This window comes from Pantoea sp. nfd-35, assembly GCF_056892255.1.
Map to the genome: position 1 here is coordinate 260,254 of NZ_CP122403.1, position 21,444 is coordinate 281,697.

At 57.3% G+C, this 21,444-nt stretch carries 18 protein-coding genes and 1 riboswitch; of the genes, 13 read left to right on the forward strand and 5 right to left on the reverse strand.

Annotated features, from left to right (window positions below; all coding sequences use genetic code 11):
* The first annotated feature begins 4 nt into the window (after positions 1-4).
* The 3 genes from P9J57_RS01205 to P9J57_RS01215 all read left to right on the forward strand — a co-directional run bounded on the left by P9J57_RS01205 (position 5) and on the right by P9J57_RS01215 (position 3,219).
* Positions 5-841 (forward strand): fumarylacetoacetate hydrolase family protein, encoded by an 837-nt coding sequence (locus tag P9J57_RS01205; RefSeq protein ID WP_014604789.1) that lies wholly within the window; start codon positions 5-7, stop codon positions 839-841.
* A 73-nt stretch (positions 842-914) separates the two neighbouring features.
* Positions 915-1,835 carry an alpha/beta fold hydrolase gene (locus tag P9J57_RS01210; protein WP_015699334.1) on the forward strand — a complete coding sequence of 307 codons (921 nt, stop codon included), beginning with the start codon at positions 915-917 and terminating at the stop codon, positions 1,833-1,835.
* Entirely contained in the window at positions 1,828-3,219 is a 1,392-nt protein-coding gene (locus P9J57_RS01215) for a hypothetical protein (protein WP_015699335.1), read from the forward strand. The genes P9J57_RS01210 and P9J57_RS01215 overlap by 8 nt, the downstream gene beginning before the upstream one ends.
* 10 nt (positions 3,220-3,229) lie before the next feature.
* Here P9J57_RS01215 and P9J57_RS01220 read toward each other — a convergent pair whose 3' ends face one another.
* Both P9J57_RS01220 and P9J57_RS01225 read right to left on the reverse strand, forming a co-directional pair.
* On the reverse strand, positions 3,230-4,579 hold the full coding sequence (locus tag P9J57_RS01220) for an MFS transporter (RefSeq protein ID WP_015699336.1): 1,350 nt from the start codon (positions 4,577-4,579) through the stop codon (positions 3,230-3,232).
* Between the two features lie 168 nt (positions 4,580-4,747).
* Entirely contained in the window at positions 4,748-5,650 is a 903-nt protein-coding gene (locus P9J57_RS01225; RefSeq protein ID WP_015699337.1) for a GntR family transcriptional regulator, read from the reverse strand.
* A 137-nt stretch (positions 5,651-5,787) separates the two neighbouring features.
* On the opposite strand from P9J57_RS01225, the gene P9J57_RS01230 reads away from it, so the two are divergent.
* Positions 5,788-6,816 carry a zinc-binding alcohol dehydrogenase family protein gene (locus P9J57_RS01230; protein ID WP_019106345.1) on the forward strand — a complete coding sequence of 343 codons (1,029 nt, stop codon included), beginning with the start codon at positions 5,788-5,790 and terminating at the stop codon, positions 6,814-6,816.
* Positions 6,817-6,849: 33 nt separating this feature from the next.
* On the opposite strand, the gene P9J57_RS01235 is transcribed toward P9J57_RS01230, so the two are convergent.
* Positions 6,850-7,767 (reverse strand): nucleoside hydrolase, encoded by a 918-nt coding sequence (locus P9J57_RS01235; RefSeq protein WP_019106346.1) that lies wholly within the window; start codon positions 7,765-7,767, stop codon positions 6,850-6,852.
* A 244-nt stretch (positions 7,768-8,011) separates the two neighbouring features.
* A riboswitch (Fluoride riboswitch) is annotated at positions 8,012-8,088 on the forward strand.
* Positions 8,089-8,181: 93 nt separating this feature from the next.
* Between P9J57_RS01235 and crcB the strand changes: the two genes are divergently transcribed.
* On the forward strand, positions 8,182-8,559 hold the full coding sequence (gene crcB, locus P9J57_RS01240) for a fluoride efflux transporter CrcB (RefSeq protein ID WP_015699341.1): 378 nt from the start codon (positions 8,182-8,184) through the stop codon (positions 8,557-8,559).
* Positions 8,560-8,588: 29 nt separating this feature from the next.
* On the opposite strand, the gene P9J57_RS01245 is transcribed toward crcB, so the two are convergent.
* Entirely contained in the window at positions 8,589-9,194 is a 606-nt protein-coding gene (locus P9J57_RS01245; protein WP_014604794.1) for an alpha/beta hydrolase, read from the reverse strand.
* A gap of 181 nt (positions 9,195-9,375) precedes the next feature.
* Here P9J57_RS01245 and P9J57_RS01250 point away from each other — a divergent pair, with 181 nt between their 5' ends.
* A complete protein-coding gene (locus P9J57_RS01250) occupies positions 9,376-10,500 on the forward strand; it encodes a GNAT family N-acetyltransferase (protein WP_028715903.1) in 1,125 nt (374 codons plus the stop codon).
* Here the strand turns inward: P9J57_RS01250 and P9J57_RS01255 are convergent.
* Positions 10,497-12,329, reverse strand: a complete 1,833-nt coding sequence (locus P9J57_RS01255; RefSeq protein WP_013027631.1) for an ABC transporter ATP-binding protein — start codon at positions 12,327-12,329, stop codon at positions 10,497-10,499. The genes P9J57_RS01250 and P9J57_RS01255 overlap by 4 nt on opposite strands.
* A gap of 71 nt (positions 12,330-12,400) precedes the next feature.
* On the opposite strand from P9J57_RS01255, the gene P9J57_RS01260 reads away from it, so the two are divergent.
* The 7 genes from P9J57_RS01260 (at position 12,401) to kdpD (ending at position 21,417) form a co-directional block, all read left to right on the forward strand.
* Positions 12,401-12,904, forward strand: coding sequence for a GNAT family N-acetyltransferase (locus tag P9J57_RS01260; RefSeq protein ID WP_024472226.1), 504 nt, complete (start codon positions 12,401-12,403; stop codon positions 12,902-12,904).
* 147 nt (positions 12,905-13,051) lie between these two features.
* Positions 13,052-14,218 (forward strand): HD-GYP domain-containing protein, encoded by a 1,167-nt coding sequence (locus tag P9J57_RS01265; protein WP_024472227.1) that lies wholly within the window; start codon positions 13,052-13,054, stop codon positions 14,216-14,218.
* Between the two features lie 110 nt (positions 14,219-14,328).
* Complete coding sequence (kdpF, locus tag P9J57_RS01270) at positions 14,329-14,418, forward strand: K(+)-transporting ATPase subunit F (RefSeq protein ID WP_015699348.1); 90 nt, start codon at positions 14,329-14,331, stop codon at positions 14,416-14,418.
* Complete coding sequence (gene kdpA, locus P9J57_RS01275; RefSeq protein WP_013027627.1) at positions 14,418-16,100, forward strand: potassium-transporting ATPase subunit KdpA; 1,683 nt, start codon at positions 14,418-14,420, stop codon at positions 16,098-16,100. The genes kdpF and kdpA overlap by 1 nt, the downstream gene beginning before the upstream one ends.
* A gap of 2 nt (positions 16,101-16,102) precedes the next feature.
* Positions 16,103-18,148 carry a potassium-transporting ATPase subunit KdpB gene (gene kdpB, locus P9J57_RS01280; protein WP_013027626.1) on the forward strand — a complete coding sequence of 682 codons (2,046 nt, stop codon included), beginning with the start codon at positions 16,103-16,105 and terminating at the stop codon, positions 18,146-18,148.
* 10 nt (positions 18,149-18,158) lie between these two features.
* Positions 18,159-18,728 carry a potassium-transporting ATPase subunit KdpC gene (gene kdpC, locus P9J57_RS01285; RefSeq protein WP_014594840.1) on the forward strand — a complete coding sequence of 190 codons (570 nt, stop codon included), beginning with the start codon at positions 18,159-18,161 and terminating at the stop codon, positions 18,726-18,728.
* Between the two features lie 13 nt (positions 18,729-18,741).
* Positions 18,742-21,417: a two-component system sensor histidine kinase KdpD gene (kdpD, locus tag P9J57_RS01290; protein ID WP_013027624.1), complete on the forward strand. Its 2,676-nt coding sequence runs from the start codon at positions 18,742-18,744 to the stop codon at positions 21,415-21,417.
* Positions 21,418-21,444: the final 27 nt, after the last annotated feature.

The window sequence follows — 21,444 nt, forward strand, 5'->3', positions numbered from 1 at the left end:
GGTCATGCAGCTATGCAGTTTTTACCTTCCTGAACAGGGGAAGAAAAGCTTTGGTATCGTTAAGGCTCAGGGCGTAGTGGATGTCGGTATGCGCCTGGGAAAAGCCTGCCCGGATTTAAAAACCTTCCTGACGCGCTCGTCACTGGCCGACCTGACTGCTTTTGAGGCGATGCCCGCCGATCATGTTTGGTCAACTGTGCAGTTTCTGCCCGTCATCGAGCAGCCTGGTAAAGTGTTTTGCGTGGGCATGAACTATGCCGATAAACGCCAGGAATTCGCCGCCACGCTGGATGCCCCCACGTTATTTGTACGCTTTGCTGACTCCCTGGTCGGCCATGAGCAACCGTTGCAAAAACCCACCACCACCCAGGAGTTTGATTACGAGGGGGAACTGGCGGTGATCATCGGCCAGCCTGCGCATCAGGTTAAGGCGGAAGAGGCGCTGAGCGCGGTGGCAGGATACAGCTGCTTTATGGATGCGACGGTGCGCGACATGCAGTTTACCTGGTTTACCGCAGGGAAAAACTGGCCGCAAACCGGAGGCTTCGGGCCCTGGATGACTACCGCCGACGAGATCCCTGATCCGCAGCAGTTGACCATTAAAACGGTGCTGAACGGTCAGGAAGTACAAAACGATACCACCGGCAGCATGGTGCATCCGGTAGCCAACATTATTGAATACGTTTCCGCCTTTAGCCCGCTGTCGCCAGGCGATGTGATTATCACGGGTTCACCGGGCGGCGTGGGTAAAAAACGCACGCCGCCGCTGTTCATGTTCAGTGGCGATGTGGTTGAGGTTGAGATCGAAAAAATCGGCCGCCTGCGCCATACCATTGCCTGACCCAATGCATTAACCGCCTGCCTCTGCCATTCCCGTCCTACACTCAATGGATACCCAGGAACAGGAGCAGCTGATGAGGCGTACCATCCAGTGTAGAAAGCGGCAGGGCATGGCGCTTGCCGCCGGGATCGGCTTAGGTGTCGCGGCGGTCATGTGGGGCACGAAACGCTGGCAGCAAATGAAGCAAACGCCGCCGGTTTCACCACGCAGTCATCACGCGGGATTGGCGGGTTATTATCAACAGATCGGTGACTGGCGCATGTTTACCCGCGTCACGCCTGAGGAACCTCAGGGGTTGCCCGTGGTGCTGATTCACGGCCTGGTAATGTCGGGGCGGTCGATGGAATCACTGGCACTGGCGCTGGGACGGGATTATCACGTTCTGGTGCCCGACCTGCCAGGCTTTGGCGGTAGTGCGTTGCCCGCATCCGCACCGGTTCTTTCGGTGAAAGCGCTGGCCGATATCCTGTGGCAATGGTTACAGCATAACGGATTTCAGCGGGCGATCTGGGTTGGGAGCGCTTTTGGCTGCCAGGTGCTGGCGGCTCTGGCGGATAAATACCCCGAAGCGGTGGCAGGCCTGGTATTACAGGGGCCCACCGCCGATCGCCACGCGCGCAGCGTGGTTCGTCAGATATGGCGAGGCTGGCGTAACAGCCGAATGGAAGCGCATCGATCGCCCGACTCGCTGGCCCGAATTGACTGGGCGAAAGCCGGTTTGCCGCGAGCCTTTGGCACCCTGCGCGCCATGCTGAACGATCCTATCGAACACCACCTGACCTATCTCACCGCGCCAACCCTCTTGCTGAGAGGCTCGCGCGATCCGGTTTGCCCGGCGCGCTGGCTGGATGAGCTGGCGGGGCTGCTGCCGCACAGTGAAAAAATCACCCTGCGCGGCGGCACGCACCGGCTGCACTATGTCTATCCGTGGAGTTTCTGCCACGCCATCCGACCTTTTTTGGCGCGTATTCAGCAGGAGAGCCAGCATGAGTAAACCTCCCAAGGGCATTGCCCGGTTTGATTCAGCCGCCACGATGCTGCTGGCCTTAGCGAATGCGCTGCACGATCGGCCTTTTGCCAGTCCAGGCCAGTCGCCCATGTTAGACCGCTTACTGCCTTCACTTGATCGGTTACCGACCCGGCTGCGTGAGTGGGGCTATGCGGTCAGTGGCCTGGCCGAGGGCATCAGTCACAAACAGGCCAGTGAACTGGACGTCGAAGGCATCGCCGAATGGATGGTCAGTACCTATCCGCAGCGCGATTATCCGGCTGCGTTTGTCGGTGCCACTAACGGTGCCATGGTGCATCTGGCCGCGGCGATGGGAACGCCGTGGCTACCGCAAACGTTTTTGTGCCCGGTGCGGGTACAGCAGAGCGATCCGGATGACGCCCAGTCCGAATTTGAAAACGGCAAGGCCGTGGCAGCAGCGTTGCTGGCGACCTGGCCTAAGCTTGCCGTGCACCACATGCAGGATCCGAGTCAGGATCGCCTCCTGCTGGAAAAAATGCACTATTTCCGCCTGAAGCTGCGCGACATGCCGCTGGCCTTCAATGAGTTTCTGCTGGGAGGATTACCGGCGGGATCAACACTGTTCATTAATCACTGTACGCGACAGTGGCCGGTAACGCGCACCAGTGACCGCTCTTTCTTTCAGTTTGGCGCCCCCGGCGGCGCAACCGAAAAGGAGTATTTGCAGGGCGGGCCGAGAGTGGCGGAATATCTGGCGCGGGCAGGCGTGGATCGGGCGCGTTGGGAACCGCCTGCTATCACCGACCACGTCCCTGAAGCCGAATGGGGGCTGGATGGCTACCTGATTTCGCCACTGAAAAAGCTGGCAGAAGCCCAGCGCTGGCGGCTGATGGAGATTCGCTACGACCATCCCGAAGCGCTGAGTTTCGTGGTCGCTGAAATTTATCGCGACTGGTATCTGGCGGCGGGCATATTGCCTGCCCGGCTGACGGTAGACAGCTTTTTACTTATGGATCCCTGGTGCAGCATGCAGCAGCACGCAATTCCGTTCTGGCTGATGTTTCCATCCGTGCCGTCGGCTGATGCGCTACAGCGCTTTCTTGAAAAGCAGCCGCCTTTCAACCATATCGATATGATGCTGTATTCGCACGGCACCGACAGCATTGGCCTGGCGGACGTCGATCGCTGGAAACAGCTGTTGGCCTTCGCCAGGGAAGAGGGCGCATTAGTCGGGGTAGATGAAACGCGCTTCCCCCACGATTTTGCCACCTTTTCCCGGTTCGATTCGGCGCTCCGGGAGCGCGCCCCGCTACTGCCTGCGCCGCCGCCGCTCAGTATTGATAAAGCGATTGCGGGCATTCAGCGTTATGGTGCGCGCCATGGCGTGACCCTCCACCCGCTGACCTGAATCGGGGATATCAGGCGCCGTCCGTGATGGGTTTGCGCACCAGCAGCAGGTACGCCAGGGCGCCAACCAGGGTGACGCAGGCGCAAATCATCAGCGCCAGGCTGAATGATTTGGTGGTATCCAGCACCCATCCGGTCACGACCGGCGCAAACGAGGCAAAGATAAAGCTGGCGAAGTTTTGAATGCTGCCCACGGACGCCGTCATACGCGCGGTGACGTTGGCATGAATCAAACCCCAACAGGAAGTACCGGCAAAGTGGATGCAAAACAGCGCCATCCCAATCAGCGTCACGGCGCTGGTGGTGTCGGTCGCGCGCGTCACGATAGCGGTAAACCCGGCAGACAGAATCATACCGCTGACAATGCAGACTTTACGGGTTTTTACCGCATCCCAGCCGCGCCTGACCAGCGCATCAACCACATAGCCATTTAACAGCATGCCTGCGGCACCGAACAGGAAGGGAATGGCCGCCAGTAATCCCGTGCTTTTCAGGTCGAGATGATAGGTGGATTGCAGATAGCCCGGCAGCCAGGCGATATACAGCCAGGCGGTATAGTTGATGCCGCTGAAGCCAATCATCATGCCCCACATGGTGCGTTGTTTAAACAGCCCACGCCATTCTTGAAAGCTGATCGGCTCTTTACGCGATGCCACGCTGCCTGCCTGCAGGTAGTGGATCTCTTCAGCGCTTAGCTGTTTGTTATCGCGATCGCGGTAAACCAGGTACCAGCCGATGGCAAGAAACACACCCAGAATCCCGATGGTGACAAACATGCCGCGCCAGCCCAGAACCAGCATCATGGCCGCCAGGATGGGCGGCGCGATGGATAAGCCAATCATCGAGGCGGCGTTAAACATCCCCATCGGCATACCGCGATCTTTAATGTTAAACCAGTCGTTGATGACCTTGACCCCGCACGGATTCATGGGGGCTTCACCAATGCCGAGCCCAATACGCACCAGGACAAACTGCGTAAAGTTATGCACCAGTCCGGACGCGGCCTGGAACAGGGACCAGATAAACATTCCCAGGCCCAGCATAATGCGCGGTCCTTTACGGTCCAGCAGCGCACCGGCGGGCAACTGCGCCAGCCCATAGGCCAGCGAAAACGCAGACAACAGCACGCCGATCTCGGTGGCGCTCAGCCCCATTTCATCACGAATGGTCATGTTGGCCACAGACAGCGAACTGCGATCCAGGTAGTTAATGACGGCAGCAAACAGCAGCAGCAGCATGGCGGTAATCTGGACTTTACGAATGCGCGGCGAGCGCACGATATCACTGCGCCACGGCACAAACGCCTCATCGGGCGAAGTGTCGGACGGGTTCGCGTGATCAACAACCGATCTGTGTTCCATGGCAATCTCCCCGGGCAGGCGATTCATCATTATTGTGAGTATTACGGTCGCCCGGCGGTACAAGGCCGTCGGGGCGTTGCGCTGAGAGTAGGGGGAATGAACAGGATATGTTGTAAAGTTGTTTCAAAATCGTGCGGGAGCTAATGCTTTGTGGTTTTTAATCGGGTTTTAATTGTACTGATTAATGCTCCGTACCATAGAGCGCTTGGCGGTAGCCAGGTGGTTATGCAATGCGCACAGCGCATCCACATCCCGGCGGCCAATCAGGGCGGACAGAATCGCCATATGCTCTTCCAGCGCGACGATATTGCGCTGCTTAAGATCGCTTTCATCCCACTGATAATGCGAATGAAAAATCACTGAAATAATCTCCAGCGACTGATTAAAAAAGGGGTTGTTGGCGGCAGACAGGATCAGCCAGTGCAGCTCTTTATCGAGGGCAGCAAAATGGCGATAGTTGCTGGCGATCGTTTCGCGCATCGATCGGTGGCGATCCAGTAGATCTCTGGCCTGGATCCAGCGTTCATCCTCTCTGGGCAAATTTAGAAAGCGGGTAAGCGCATGAGTTTCCAGCATCTCGCGCAGCTCAAATAACTTTTCGGCGTACTCCTGTGAAAACTTTTTCATCTGCCAGTGGCCGCGTTTAACCGGTTCCAGCAGGTTATAACGCATAAAATGCAGCAGGAATTCCCGTACCGCTACCGGGCTGACGTTGGCCTGTTTTGCCAGTTGCAGTTCGCTGAACGTGTCACCGGGCTGCAGCAGTCGCTGATTAATCATATCAAAAAAGCGTTTTTCCACCTGGCTGGCCTGCAGCTCAATGGCTGGCGTGACGGCGCTGAGGCTGTCTTGCTCTTCAGGCTCGCGCACGATGACCCAGCTCTCTTTTACGTTCTCCAGCACGCCGCGTTGGTGCAGATAACGCAGAGCATGCCGCACCGTAGTGCGGCTGATATTAAACATTTCAGCCAGGGCGGCCTGTGGCGGCAGGGGCGACTGAATATGACCCTGGGCAATGCTTTCCAGCATATGGTTGATCACGTTATGACGTAAATTCTGACTACGGCTCATGAGCGGCTCCGGTTTTTTATGCATTAAAAACCATTGAAGGCCCAAAAAAACCGTCACGCTTCACAGAACGCGCAAAGGAAATGCCTTGTCACGGCAAGATTAGCCATAACTGCGCTAACGATAACGGGAGTCTTACCATGACAACAATGAAAGCATTAGTCATCGCCGAACCACGCAATATGGTCTGGACCACGCGCGCAACGCCTCAACCCGCGCCAGGGGAGGTGCTGATTAAAATTGTCAGCGCGGGCATCTGCGGCACGGATATCCATGCCTGGGCGGGAAACCAACCTTTTTTTAGCTATCCACGGGTACTCGGGCATGAACTCTGCGCAGACATTGTTGAAATAGGCAGCGCCGTGGAGGGGTTTGCCGTTGGCCAGCGCGTGGCGCTGATCCCCTATCTCTCCTGTTATCAGTGCGATGCCTGCCAAAGCGGTAAAACCAACTGTTGTGAACATATCTCAGTTATTGGCGTACATCAGGATGGCGGCTTTTGTGACTATCTGAGCGTGCCTGCGTCAAACCTGTTGGCCGTGGACGCGCTGGCACCTGAGGCGGCGGCGCTGATTGAACCCTTTGCGATTAGCGCCCATGCGGTAAGGCGTGCGGCAGTGGCACAGGGCGATGCCGTGCTGGTGGTGGGCGCTGGCCCTATTGGGCTGGGGGCGGCGGCCATCGCGGCGGCCAATGGCGCGCAGGTCATCGTGGCGGACACCAGTGAATACCGCCGCCAGCACGTCAGTCAACAGCTGGGTCTTCCCGCGCTTAACCCGGCTGACGCCGATTTCATCGCCAAGCTGCGCGCTGGATTTAACGGTCAGCTGGCGTTAACCCTGATCGATGCCACGGGCAACCCGGCGGCCATGAACGCGGCGGTTAACCTGATTCGGCATGGCGGTACGGTGGTTTATGTAGGCCTGCACAAAGGCGACCTGGTCATCCCCGACAGTGAATTCCACAAAAAAGAGAGTACGTTGATGGGCAGCCGGAACGCTACGCGCGAAGATTTTGACCGGGTGCGTGAACTCATGGCCGCCGGGAAACTGCGAGCAGAAATGATGCTGAACCGCCATTTCGCCTTCTCTACGCTGGCAGAGCACTTTGAGGAAGCGGTTATCAACAATCGTGAGTTGATTAAAGGCGTTATCGATTTTGATCGCTAACGGTGGATGACAGGAGCCGTCTCGCCGCCAGGCTTATCGGCTGAGCAACTGAAAAAAGTGTTTCCGCACGGCCTCCGCATCAACCCCCAGTGCGATGCGCTGTCGAGGCAGATTGCGGAAGGGATCATGCCGGGACGCCAGGGCACTCAACTGACGCACCGTCTGGCCGCAGGCAATGCCTTCCGTAATGACACGAAGCGGGCTTTCCACCAGCGTGAACGCGTCAGGCAAACACAGCCAGGATATCGTCAGCGTGTCATGCAGCGCCATACCAGAAAAGCCTTCCTTCTCAAGGCTGTATGCCAGATAGGGGCGGCAGATCGCATGCAGGACGGGTTGATGAAGTCGATCGACCTCATCGCTGTGGATCAAGACGTTATGCGTGACATCGAGCGGGATCACCACGATCGGCAAGGTGGAAGAGAGAACCTGATCGGCGGCGTGAGGATCTTTCCAGATATTAAATTCGCTGAAGGGCGTGACATTCCCGCTGTGCCCATCCGTGCCAAATGCGCCGCCCATTATGACCAGCTCTTTCACCAGCGGAATAATATCCGGCGCCTGATTGATTGCGCTGGCGATATTGGTCAGCGGACCTATCGCGACAAGCGTGATTTCACCCGGACGGGCCCGCACGCTGTCGATAATAAACTGAACGGCACCGGGTGCCTCATCGCTGAAGGGATTATCAAACGCGTCCCCTAAACCATCTTCGCCATGCAGTCGGGCAGGCGCGCTCGGCGCCTGGGCTAATGGACGTGAACAGCCCCGGTATACCGGCACCTCAATCGCCATTTTGTGGCAAAACAGCCGGGCGTTTTTCACGGCCTGTCCCACGGCAACGTTGCCAAACACCGTAGTAATGCCCAGCAAATGTTGGGTGCGGGCGGCATAAGCCAGAGCAAAGGCATCGTCTACGCCGATATCAGTATCTAAAATGACAGTTCGCACAGGCCGCTCCAGAACAGGCTCATCCCTTCGCTATGCGTGAAGGGCATTAAACGGCCCTTTAAGGCCGCTGGCAGGTCACCATTTAAGCGGAAAACGGCTCAAGAGGAAACCTGAATTGTGTGGCCCAAAACCGTCTGCTTTGCGGCAGCCTGAGCGGGGGCATCTGTCCAGACGGCGTCGGTTGGCATTGCTGATTTCCCCGCTCAACTGTGGTTGCCAGTCAGAAAAAGGCGTCGTATTATGGCGCGCATAAGGTGATGGCGTTCCACCTTTCCCAACCGCCTGCAGGCGTAACCTGCGGCTGATGACGCCTGACATTATCCTTAATCCTTTCGCGGGAGCTGGAGTGTCAGGTGCATGCATTTTTTCTGGCCCTCCACCCTCTTCTGCGCAAATCCTGAAATGGAGTCTGTGATGTTAAAACCGCTATTGGCTGTGATTTTGGGCGGCAGTGTGGGCTGTGTACTGCGTTGGTGGTTCGGTATGCGTTTTAATGCGTTTTTCCCCAATCTGCCACCGGGGACTTTGCTGGTGAATTTGATTGGCGGATTCGTGATTGGCGGTGCAATGGCCTGGTTTATCAAAAATCCCTCACTCGATCCCGCCTGGCGGTTACTCATCATTACGGGCTTATGCGGCGGGCTTACCACGTTTTCCACGTTTACAGCAGAGTTAATGACCTTATTGCAGACCGGCAAATACCTGTGGGCGATGAGCAGTGCGCTGGTGCATGTCATTGGCTCGTTACTGATGAGTTTTGCCGGTTTCGCGCTCATTAACCTGTTGGGCTAGCCTGAGGGCCAAACCGGCATGTCTGCGGTTTAGTCCTGCAAGCACTGAGCAATAAACCCGGCGGCGTGCATCGCGCCCTGACCCGAAATCGTGTGACCGGTCTGCGGCTCAAATACCGCTTCGACCAGGACGCCAGCCGCCTTCAGGCGAGTGGCCGCCGACTCGCTTTCACTGGCCGGTATGACCGTATCAGCACGACCATGAATTATCAGGGCTGGCGTGTGAGGTGCTGGCGTCAGCGGGCCGTCAAAGGCCAGGCGTCCGGAAAACGCCACCACGCCCGCGAGCGGATAACGCCCGGAAGCCAGCAGATCCAGCGCCATAATTGAGCCCTGCGAAAAGCCCACCAGAATGACGTTTTCCCAGCGATCTGCCATTCCGTGCTGCGCCATCAGATGACGAATAACGCGGTCAAAGGCCTCGCGGGCTTCACGCACCCGACCCGGGCGATTTTCCGGCGTAATCCCGGCCAGGCTAAACCACTGATAGCCCGCGCCATGCTCAAAGACGTAAGGCGCATCCGGTGAGGCAAAGGCCACATCCGGGAGCAGGGTTGCCCAGTCGTCGCCAATGGGGGCCAGATCGTCGCCGTTACTGCCCACGCCGTGTAGGAAGATCACCAATGCTTTTGCCATGTCCGTTCCTTCGCTGTTTTGTCAGATTCTGCAGGCATTTGAACAGCTGGCGGGATTAACGTCAAAACCTAACGACGCTTCAGGTCGCGCGTTGGCATGAGGCATTCCGTGCCGTTCTGCTTTCCCTGAACCCTAAAACCTGCTTGACTGACGTGTCATCGGTTGCTGTCTGGAGTTATGCATGTCGTTGTTCCACCTGAGTTCGCTTTCAGATATCTCTGCCGCTGAATGGGATGCGCTGTTACCCGATCAACAGCCTTTTTTACGCCACGCGTTTTTGCTGAGCCTGGAAGAAAGTGGCAGCGTCCGGCCGGAAAGGGGCTGGCAGCCCGATCACCTTCTCTGGCGTGAGGCCGGTGTGCTTCGCGCCGCGCTTCCCGGTTATCAAAAGTTTCATTCTCAGGGTGAATACGTTTTCGATCACGCCTGGGCAGATGCCTGTCAGCGCGCCGGGATTCCGTACTATCCGAAATGGCTGGGCGCGATTCCTTTCAGCCCGGTCACAGGGGCACGCGTACTCGGCGCAGCGGATGCCGCCGCCCGACTGCTTGCTGCTCTCCCGGACGCGCTGGCTGAACAGGGGCTGAGTGGTGCGCATATCAACTTCACCGACCCGCAAGCGAACGCCTTGCTGGCGGCGCAACCTGACTGGCTGTCACGCCTGGGCTGCCAGTATCACTGGCACAATCGAGGCTATCGCGACTTTCAGGATTTCCTGGATACGCTGATGTCGCGTAAACGTAAACAGCTGCGAAAAGAGCGCGAGCAGGTGGTGCAGAGCGGTTTTGAATTTGACTGGTATCGCGGCGATCAACTGCGCGAGGATCAGTGGGACTTTGTCTATACCTGCTACGCCAATACTTATGCAGTGCGCGGCCAGCGGCCCTATCTGACCCGCGCCTTCTTCAGCCTGCTGGCTGAGAGGCTGCCGGACAATATTCGCGTGGTCATTGCCCGTCTGCAGCAACAACCGGCGGCGATGGCCTTTTACCTCAAGGACGGCCAAAGCCTGTATGGCCGCTACTGGGGCTGCCTGGCGGAATTTGACCGGCTTCACTTCGAAACCTGTTTTTATCAGGGGATGGATTTCGCCATTGCGGAAAGGCTGCAACGCTTTGATGCGGGCGCGCAGGGCGAGCACAAACTGGTACGTGGTTTTGAACCCCAGATGACCCACTCCTGGCACTATTTGTGCCATCCCGGCCTGCGCGCGGCCGTGGATGACTTTCTGCAGCAGGAGCGGCAAGGCGTCCATCTCTGGGCCGAAGAAGCCCGTGACGCCCTGCCATATCGACGCGGCGATTAATCTGCGCCAACAAATCCTCCCGTCTGATGCTGCCACAGACGGGCATACAGGCCATTTTGAGCCAGTAGCTCAGAGTGACTACCGATTTCCACAATCTGGCCTTTTTCCAGCACCACCAGACGATCCATTTTGGCAATGGTGGACAGGCGGTGGGCGATGGCAATCACCGTTTTGCCCTGCATCAGGGATTCCAGGCTTTCCTGAATCGCGGCTTCCACTTCGGAATCGAGCGCGGACGTCGCTTCATCCATAATCAGGATCGGCGCATCTTTCAACAGGACACGGGCGATAGCTACGCGCTGGCGCTGCCCGCCTGACAGTTTCACGCCGCGTTCACCCACATGTGCATCCAGGCCAAACCGGCCCTGAGAATCCGACAGCAACGGGATAAACTCATCGGCGCGGGCGCGATGAATGGCTAACTGGAGTTCTTCTTCGCTGGCATCTGGCCGCCCGTACAACAGGTTTTCGCGAATAGAGCGATGCAGCAGCGAGGTATCCTGGGTGATCATCCCGATTTGGCTGCGCAGGCTCTCCTGCGTCACTTCAGCAATATTTTGACCGTCAATCAGGATACGACCGCCGTTGAGGTCGTACAGGCGCAGCAGCAGGTTCACCAGGGTGGATTTACCCGCACCGGAAGGCCCAATCAGGCCAATTTTTTCACCGGGTTTGATGGTCAGGTTCAGGCCATCAATGACCTGACGGCCGCCGCCATAGTCAAAACGGATAGCGTCGAAACGAATCTCGCCCTGCGTCACCTTTAGCTGTGTTGCCTTTGAGGAATCCTGCACGCTAAGCGGTTGTGAAATGGTATTCAGTCCGTCCTGCACCATACCGATGTTTTCAAAAATCCCGTTTACCACCCACATCACCCAGCCGGACATGTTGACCAGGCGGATCACCAGGCCGGTTGCCAGGGCAATGGCGCCAACGCTGATCAGCGACTCGCTCCACAGCCACAGCGCCAGTCCTGACGTTGAGACAATCAGGATTCCGTTCAGCGTTGATAAGGTGAGGTCCATGCTGGTCACCATCCGGTTAGCATGCTGCGTCTTATCCGTCTGCTCCTGAATCGCTTCGCGGGCATACTGACGTTCAAGATCGCTGTGCGCGAAAAGCTTGATGGTGGCGATGTTGGTATAGCCGTCAACAATGGTGCCCATCAGCTTCGAACGGGCCTCCGATGACACCACCGAACGGGCTTTTACCCGGGGGACGAAAAAGCGCAGCGCGGCAACGTAGGCCACAATCCAGATTATCAGCGGAATCATCAAACGCCAGTCGGCTTCTGCAAACAGGACCATCGCCGTTGCGGCATAGATCAGCACATGCCAGATCGCATCCACCAACTGTACTGCCGAGTCGCGCAGCGAATTACCGGTTTGCAAAATACGTTGCGCAATCCGCCCGGCGAAGTCGTTCTGAAAAAAGTTCATGCTCTGCCGCAGGACATAATTATGGTGCTGCCAGCGGATCATACTGGTCATGCCGGGGTTAATGCTCTGATGGACCAGCATATCGTGCAGTGCAATAAATACCGGGCGCAGTATTAGCGCAACACAGCCCATCCATAACAACGTTTGCCAGTTATCCCTGAACAACGTTGCTGGCGTAGCGTGATTCACCAAATCGATAATGCGGCTCAGATAACTGAACAGTGCAACCTCAATCAGTGCGCCAATTAATCCCACCACCAGTAGTGCGGCGAAGCTCGGCCACACCTGACGCAGATAGTAAAAGTAAAATGGCCAGACCCGTGAAGGCGGCATATCGGTTGGCGCATCCTGAAAAATATTGATAAAACGTTCGAAACGACGATACAACATAGAGTCACTCTTTCCGTTCGGGAAGAGTTACAGCTTAGTGCATGTGTACGCCCGATTAAAAAGGATTAAATATGGATATCACTCTGCGCGGCCGCGAGCCTGGCGATGCTGCGGCATACCAACGTCTTTACGGTCATCCGGCGGTTTATCCCTGGACGCTTCAGTTGCCTTTCCCCAGCGTCGCGACCTGGGAAAAGAAGTTTGCAAAGATGGATGCGGAAGGCTTTATCAATTTTATCGCCGAAGTTGAGGGGGAAATGGTGGGCGAACTCACGCTGTTTACCAATCATAATCCGCGTACCCGCCACTGCATCAGTTTCGGTATTGGCGTCGATCCCGCCTTCTCTGGTCGGGGAATCGGAGAGCATTTGATTCGTAACGCCATGGATTATGCGCGCAACTGGCTGGGCATCACCCGTATGGAACTGGAGGTGTTTCACGATAATCACCGGGCGCTGGCGCTGTATGAGCGACTGGGTTTTGAACGCGAAGGCATCCGCCGCCAGGCGTCACTGCGTGAAGGCAAATTTCACGATGTGGTGATGATGGCAAAATTGCTCACTGAGACAGCCTGACCACGCTCTTTTTTACCGGTTAACAGGAAAAATCTCCCTTCGACGGCTAAAATTTGTGCTGTGCCACAGTTCGCACAAAATGACCTGCACAAAACCGAGTGCCTGCCGATATCACGATATCACCCGCTGATACTCTGGAGGGAGATTGTGATTAAACTCATCACCATTGACGAACTAAAACCGGGTATGTTCGTCCACAAGCTTGAAGTCTGGTGGTTTAAAGACAAACGCATTCGTAATCAGATGTTGATCACCGATCAACGTCAGGTTTCGATGTTTCGTCATGAGGGCATACAGCGTTTATGGATCGATATGGAGAAATCGATTTCAGTGACGCCATCTGTGCCGAAAAAGGTCGATTCAGGCCTGCGTGCGCCTTTTTCTCAGGAAATGGAGCAGGCGCAGCATATCTTTGAACAGGGAAAGCCAAAAGTGCTGGCCATGTTCAGCGAGGCACGCCTGGGCCATGGTCTGAATCTCAATGATATGATTGCCATTGTCGATCAGATTGCGGGCTCTATTGAGCGTGAGCCCTCCGCGCTGTTACGCGTTGCGCAGCTAAAGGATCATGACAATTACACCTACCTGCACTCCATGGCGGTCTGTGGGCTCATGATCGCCTTTGGAAAAAAACTGGGGCTGGATGCTCAGCAGCTTCAGCGGGTGGGGATGGGCGGATTACTGCACGACCTGGGTAAGGCAGCCGTACCACTCGCTATCCTCAACAAACCGGACACGCTCAACGACGAAGAGTTTAAGATCATGTGTGAACATCCGATTGCAGGTGCGCAAATGCTGATGGATGCACAGGCAGGCGATGATCTTGTGGATATCGCGCTGCATCACCATGAAAAATATGACGGTAGCGGCTATCCCTATGGCCTGAAAGGCCATGAGATCAGCGTGTATTCCCGCATGGCGACGATTTGTGACGTTTACGATGCGCTGACCTCAACGCGGCCTTACCGTAAAGGCTGGACCCCAGCCAAAACCCTGCAAATGATGTTGAGCTGGCCGGGGCATTTCGACAGTACCTTACTGCACGCTTTCGTCAGTACGATAGGGATGTATCCCGTCGGTTCCCTGGTTCGCCTGGCGTCTGGACGCATTGCGCTGGTGGTGAAGGGCGGCGATAAGTCATTACAGCGACCTACGGTGCATGTCTTCTGGTCACTGCATGCGCAGCGGGAAATCAAACCTGAGGTGCTGGATCTGGGCGACAGTTTTTGTACTGACAGCATTGTGTGTGCCGAAGATAACGGCCGTTGGGACAACGTCGATCTGCGCCGAATCTGGTTGCTGGACGCCGCCTGATATTGCGGGTCGTTTTTATACATTTTTTACATCCCTGACCCGCATTTTAACCCTTTCTTTATGTGCGCCAGCGCAAGCTACTCAGCAAATCCAATCCTCTGGAGGTTGCTGTGAGTGCAGGCGTAATAACCGGCATTGTGCTGGTAGTGTTGTTGCTGGGCTATCTGATCTATGCCCTGTTAAATGCGGAGGCTTTCTGATGGCGGCCAATGCGTTTTTACTGATCGCGGTTTATCTGCTGTTGCTGATGGTGATGGCGCAACCGCTGGGGCGTGGGCTGGCCGCGCTGGTTGCCGATAAACCCCTCTTTGCACGTGCTGAAGCCCTGCTGTGGCGTTTTTCGGGTGTACAAGAAGGCGGTATGCGCTGGCAGCACTACCTGCTGGCAATTTTGGTGTTCAACCTGCTTGGCTTCGTGGTGCTGCTCGCCATCCTGATGTTTCAGGGAGCGTTGCCGCTCAATCCGCAACATCTTCCCGGACTGAGCTGGGATTTGGCGCTGAATACCGCTATCAGTTTTGTCACCAACACCAACTGGCAGTCTTATGCCGGTGAAAGCACCCTGAGTTACTTCAGCCAGATGGTCGGGCTGACGGTGCAGAACTTCGTTTCCGCCGCCACCGGCATCGCCGTGGCGTTTGCGCTGATTCGCGGTTTTGCTAATCGTTCGGTGGCAACCCTGGGGAACGCCTGGCGCGATTTAACGCGCATTACACTCTATGTCCTGTTGCCGATCAGCCTGCTGATGGCGCTGTTTTTTGTCAGCCAGGGCAGCATCCAGAACTTCCTGCCGTATCACAACGTCACCAGCCTCGAAGGTGCGCAGCAAACGCTGGCAATGGGGCCGGTTGCCTCTCAGGAAGCCATCAAAATGCTGGGCACCAACGGCGGCGGCTTTTTCAACGTCAACTCTGCGCATCCGTTTGAGAACCCTACCGCGCTGAGCAATTTCGTACAGATGCTTAGTATCTTCCTGATTCCGGCGGCTCTCTGCTTTGCCTTTGGCGAAAGCGTAAAAGATCGGCGCCAGGGCTCAATGTTGCTGTGGTCCATGACGCTGATGTTTGTCGTGGCTGCTGCGCTGGTGATGTGGGCTGAACTACGTGGCAACCCGCACTTTCTGACGCTAGGGGCTGACAGCGCCATCAATATGGAAGGCAAAGAAACGCGCTTCGGCATTCTCAACTCCAGCCTGTTTGCGGTGATTACGACGGCGGCGTCCTGCGGTGCGGTAAACGCGATGCATGACTCGTTTACGGCGCTGGGCGGTATGGTGCCGATGCTGCTGATGCAACTGGGCGAGGTGGTGTTTGGCGGCGTGGGTGCCGGTCTGTACGGGATGCTGCTGTTTGTCTTACTGGCGGTGTTTATTGCCGGGTTGATGATTGGCCGCACACCGGAATTCCTCGGCAAGAAAATCGACGTATGGGAAATGAAAATGACGGCCCTGGCGATTCTGGTCACGCCCGCGCTGGTGTTGATCGGTACGGCGATTGCGATGATGACCGACGCCGGACGCGCAGGTATGGCAAACCCCGGAACGCATGGCTTTAGTGAAGTCCTGTATGCCGTTTCGTCGGCCGCCAATAACAATGGCAGCGCCTTTGCGGGCCTGAGCGCCAATACGCCGTTCTGGAACCTGCTGCTGGCGGTGTGCATGTTCGTGGGTCGCTTCGGCATCATTATTCCGGTCATGGCGATCGCGGGGGCAATGGCGGTGAAAAAAGTGCAGCCGGTAGGTAACGGCACGCTCCCTACGCACGGTCCGCTGTTTATCGCACTGCTGGTCGGTACCGTCTTGTTGGTCGGCGCGCTGACCTTTATTCCTGCTCTGGCGCTGGGTCCGGTCGCCGAGCATCTGCAACTTATTCAGGGACAATAATCATGAGTCGTCAACAACAGGTGTTTGACGCAGCGCTGTTACGTACCTCAGCGATCGATGCGGTAAAAAAACTCGATCCTCGCGTGCAGTTTCGCAATCCGGTCATGTTTGTGGTTTACCTGGGCAGTATCCTGACCTCGATTCTGGCCATAATGATGTTTACCGGACACCAGAGCGGCAGCGCCAGCTTTACCGGCGCGATTGCCCTGTGGCTATGGTTCACCGTGCTGTTTGCCAACATGGCAGAAGCCCTGGCGGAAGGGCGCAGTAAAGCCCAGGCAAACAGCCTGAAAGGCGTTAAAAAGACCAGCTTCGCCAAAAAACTGTCGGCGGCGCACTACGGTGCAGCGTGGCAGCAGGTGGCGGCCGATGCGCTGCGTAAAGGGGATGCCGTGCTGGTAGAGGCCGGTGATGTGATCCCCTGCGACGGTGAAGTCGTGGAAGGGGGCGCATCGGTAGACGAGAGCGCGATCACCGGTGAATCGGCACCGGTGATCCGTGAATCGGGCGGGGATTTCGCCTCGGTGACCGGCGGGACACGCATTCTGTCTGACTGGCTGGTCATTACCTGCAGCGCCAACCCAGGCGAAACCTTCCTGGACCGGATGATCGCCATGGTCGAAGGCGCACAGCGTCGTAAAACCCCGAATGAGATTGCCCTGACCATTCTGCTGGTGTCGCTCACCATTGTGTTTCTGTTAGCCACCGTCACGCTGTGGCCTTTTTCAGCCTGGGGCGGCACGCCGGTCACCATCACCGTACTGGTGGCGCTGCTGGTATGCCTGATCCCGACCACCATTGGCGGTCTGCTGTCCGCTATCGGCGTGGCCGGGATGAGCCGGATGCTGGGCGCTAACGTCATTGCCACCAGTGGCCGCGCTGTTGAAGCCGCTGGCGACGTGGATGTGCTGATGCTGGATAAAACCGGCACCATCACGCTGGGTAACCGTCAGGCAACGCAGTTTTTACCGGCTCCCGGCGTCACGGAAGAACAGCTTGCCGATGCGGCGCAGCTGGCGTCCCTGGCGGATGAAACGCCGGAAGGGCGCAGCATCGTGGTGCTGGCGAAGCAAAAGTTTAACCTGCGTGAACGTGACCTGAGCAGCATGGGCGCCAGCTTTATTCCCTTCTCGGCTCAAACCCGTATGAGCGGCGTCAACGTACAGGACCGCCTGATCCGTAAAGGTGCGGTCGATGCGGTGCGCCGTCATATTGAAGCCAGCCACGGTGCCTTTCCGGCTGAGGTGAACGCCCGGGTTGAAGAGGTGGCGCGGGCCGGTGGCACACCGCTGGTGGTGGCGGAAGGCGCAAAGGTGCTGGGCGTGGTGGCGCTAAAAGATATCGTTAAAGGTGGCATCAAAGAACGTTTTGCGGAACTGCGCAAGATGGGCATTAAAACCGTGATGATCACCGGTGATAACCCGCTCACCGCCGCCGCCATCGCGGCAGAGGCGGGAGTGGATGACTTTCTGTCAGAAGCGACGCCGGAAGCCAAGCTGGCACTGATTCGTCAGTATCAGGCGGAGGGGCGCTTAGTCGCGATGACCGGTGACGGCACCAATGACGCGCCAGCGTTGGCCCAGGCGGACGTGGCGGTTGCCATGAACTCGGGTACTCAGGCGGCGAAAGAAGCGGGCAACATGGTCGATCTGGACTCGAACCCCACCAAACTGCTGGAAGTGGTGCACATTGGTAAGCAGATGCTGATGACGCGCGGTTCCTTGACCACCTTCAGTATCGCCAATGACGTTGCCAAGTATTTCGCCATCATCCCGGCCGCCTTTGCGGCAACCTATCCACAGTTAAATATGCTCAACGTGATGCAGCTGCACTCGCCCGCATCGGCCATCCTGTCGGCCGTGATTTTTAACGCCCTGGTGATTGTATTCCTGATCCCTCTGGCGCTTAAAGGTGTCAGCTATCGCCCCTTGAGTGCCGCATCGCTGTTGCGCCGTAATTTACTGATTTATGGGTTAGGTGGGCTGCTGGTGCCCTTTGTCGGCATCAAAGCGATTGATATGTTGCTCGTGCTGTCTGGTATGGCCTGAGGAGATTAAAATGAGTCAGTTACGTCCGGCGATTTTCCTGCTTTTGCTGCTAACGGTTGTGTGCGGCGTCGTTTATCCTTTGCTTACCACGGGACTGTCGCAACTGCTGTTTCCCTGGCAGGCTAACGGGTCAGTATTGAATGTCGATGGCGAAGAACGGGGATCAGCGCTGATTGGTCAGAATTTTAGCCAGCCCGGTTATTTCTGGGGGCGTCCTTCTGCAACCGGTGATAAGCCTTATAATCCTCTGGCCTCCAGCGGCAGCAACCTGGCGGCCAGCAACCCGGCGCTGGATAAGGCTGTAGCCGAGCGCGTGGCGGCTTTGCGCACGGCGAATCCGCAGGCTAACGGGGCGGTACCGGTCGAGCTGGTAACCACCTCGGCCAGTGGACTGGACCCGGAGATTTCGCCTGAGGCTGCGCTGTGGCAGGCACCGCGTATCGCGGCGGCACGTCAGCTGCCGCTGGCGAAAGTGGATGCCCTGGTAGACAGCATGACGCAGCGCCCGCTGCTGCCCTTTATCGGCGAACCGACTGTCAATGTGCTGCAGCTTAATCTGGCGCTGAACGACCTCAAATAACTGTAAGGACGCTATGAACCACGAACCGCTGCGCCCCGATCCGGATGCGCTGCTGCAGACCAGCAGCGACAGCCATCGCGGCAAACTGAAAATCTATTTTGGCGCCTGTGCGGGCGTAGGAAAAACCTATGCCATGTTGCAGGAGGCGCAGCGGCTGCGTGCCCAGGGGCTGGATGTGCTGGTGGGCGTAGTGGAAACGCACGAACGTCCGGAAACAGCGCAGCTTCTTAACGGACTGGTGCTGTTGCCGCGCCGGGCGACGGGCCGTTCGCGGCATGCGGAGTTCGACCTTGATGCCGCGCTGGCGCGCCATCCGGCAGTAATTTTGATGGATGAGCTGGCGCACACGAACGTGAAGGGCTCACGTCATCCCAAACGCTGGCAGGATATTGAGGAACTGCTGGAAGCGGGCATTGATGTCCTGACGACAGTGAATGTTCAGCATCTGGAAAGTCTGAATGATGTGGTCGGTGGCGTCACCGGCATTCAGGTGCGTGAAACCGTTCCCGATCCCTTTTTTGACGCTGCCGACGAAGTGGTACTGGTTGATCTCCCGCCTGACGATCTCCGCCAGCGCCTGAAAGAGGGCAAGGTCTACATTGGCGATCGTGCCGAACGCGCCATCGAAAATTTCTTTCGTAAGGGCAACCTGTATGCCCTGCGTGAGCTGGCGCTGCGCCGCACTGCCGACCGGGTCGATGACCAGATGCGCGCCTGGCGCGACAGTCAGGGCCGCGATCGGGTCTGGCACACGCGTGATGCCATTTTATTGTGTATTGGGGACGATACCGGCAGCGAAAAACTGGTGCGGACGGCGGCGCGGCTGGCCGCCAGGCTGGGCAGCGAATGGCATGCCGTTTACGTGGAAACGCCCCGGCTTAACCGGCTACCGGAAGCGCGGCGTCGGGCCATTTTACGCACGCTGAAGCTGGCGCAGGATATGGGGGCGGAGACGGCGACGCTGTCCGACCCTGATGAGGCGCAGGCGGTCCTGCGTTACGCGCGGGAACACAATCTGGGTAAGATTGTGACAGGCCGACGCCCGGCGCGCCGCTGGCGGCGTGACAGCTTTGCCGAGCGGCTGGGGCAGTTGGGTCCCGATCTGGATCTGTTGGTCGTGGCGCTCAATGAGCCTATCCAGGATGCGCCCCATCCGTTAGCCGAGGATCGGGTTAACAGCGACAAATGGCGGCTGCAGCTGCGCGGCGTACTGATGGCGCTGGTGCTGTGTATTGTGGTCACCGCCGCAGGGCAGTCGGTGCTGATCAGCTTCGATCCGGCCAACTGTGTGATGATCTATTTGCTGGCGGTGGTGATCGTCGCGTTGCGCTATGGACGATGGCCCTCCGTTATCGCCACCGTTATGAACATCATTGCCTTTGACCTGTTTTTCGTCGCACCTACCGGCACGGTCGCGGTCTCGGATTTGCAATACCTGGTGACCTTTGGGGTGATGCTGGCGGTCGGGGTTATTGTTGGCAACCTGACGGCCGGCGTCCGCTACCAGGCGCGGGTTGCCCGTTACCGGGAGCAGCGCACGCGGCAGCTTTACGAAATGGCCAAGTCGCTGGGAAGCGGCCTGACGCCTGAAGATATCGCCGCAACCAGCCAGCGGGTGCTGGAGGCGACCTTACAGGCGCGATGCCTGCTGCTGCTACCCGATGAGCAGGGCGAACTGCACACGCTGGGCAACGCGCTGCCGGGCAACGAACCGGATTGGGCTATCGCGAAATGGAGCTTCAGCAAGGGCCAGCCAGCAGGCGCAGGCACGGACACCTTACCGGCGGTGCCCTACCAGATTCTGCCGCTGAAAGTGGGCGATCTGTGTCGCGGATTGCTGGTGGTTGAACCGCAGAATGTGCGTCAGCTGATGGTGCCGGAACAGCAACGGCTGCTGGAAACCTTCACCGTGCTGATTGCCAATGCCCTGGAGCGGATGGCGCTGTCCCAGAGTGAGGCGGCTTCCCGGCTGTCAGCTGAACGTGAGCAGCTGCGTAATGCTTTGCTGTCGGCGCTCTCCCATGATTTACGTACCCCGCTGACGGTGCTGTTTGGTCAGGCAGAAATGCTGATGCTGGACCTGGCCAGCGATAACTCAAAGTATGTGCCCCAGGCCAGCCAGATTCGTGAACAAACCCTGAGTACCATTCGTCTGGTCAGCAACATGCTGGATATGGCGCGTATTCAGTCAGGCGGCCTGAATTTACGCGAAGAGTGGCTGGCGCTGGAAGAGGTGATTGGTGGCGCGCTCAGTAGCATGGCGCCGTCGCTCAAGGGAAGAGAGGTCGAACTCGATCTGCCTGAAGATATTGTCCTGATCAAAGGCGACAGTACGTTGCTGGAGCGGGTATTTACCAACCTGATTGAAAACAGCCTGAAGTACGCTGGCAACTGTGCGCCCCGCGGCATACGTGCCTGGTGTGAAAATACCCGGCTGGAAATCGCCATCTGGGACGGCGGGCCGGGCATCGCCCAAAACGACCTGACGCGGATTTTCGACAAATTTTCACGCGGTGATAAAGAATCGGCCGTACCGGGCGTTGGGCTGGGACTGGCGATTTGTAAAACGATTATCGAAAGCCACGGCGGTCAGATCTGGGCGGAAAATCGTGCTGAAGGCGGTGCCTGCTTTCGTCTCTCTTTACCACTTCCACCCGTTCCTGAAATTTCTCCTGAAGGCTTGAAATAACTTCACAGATGATCGGTTATAATGCGC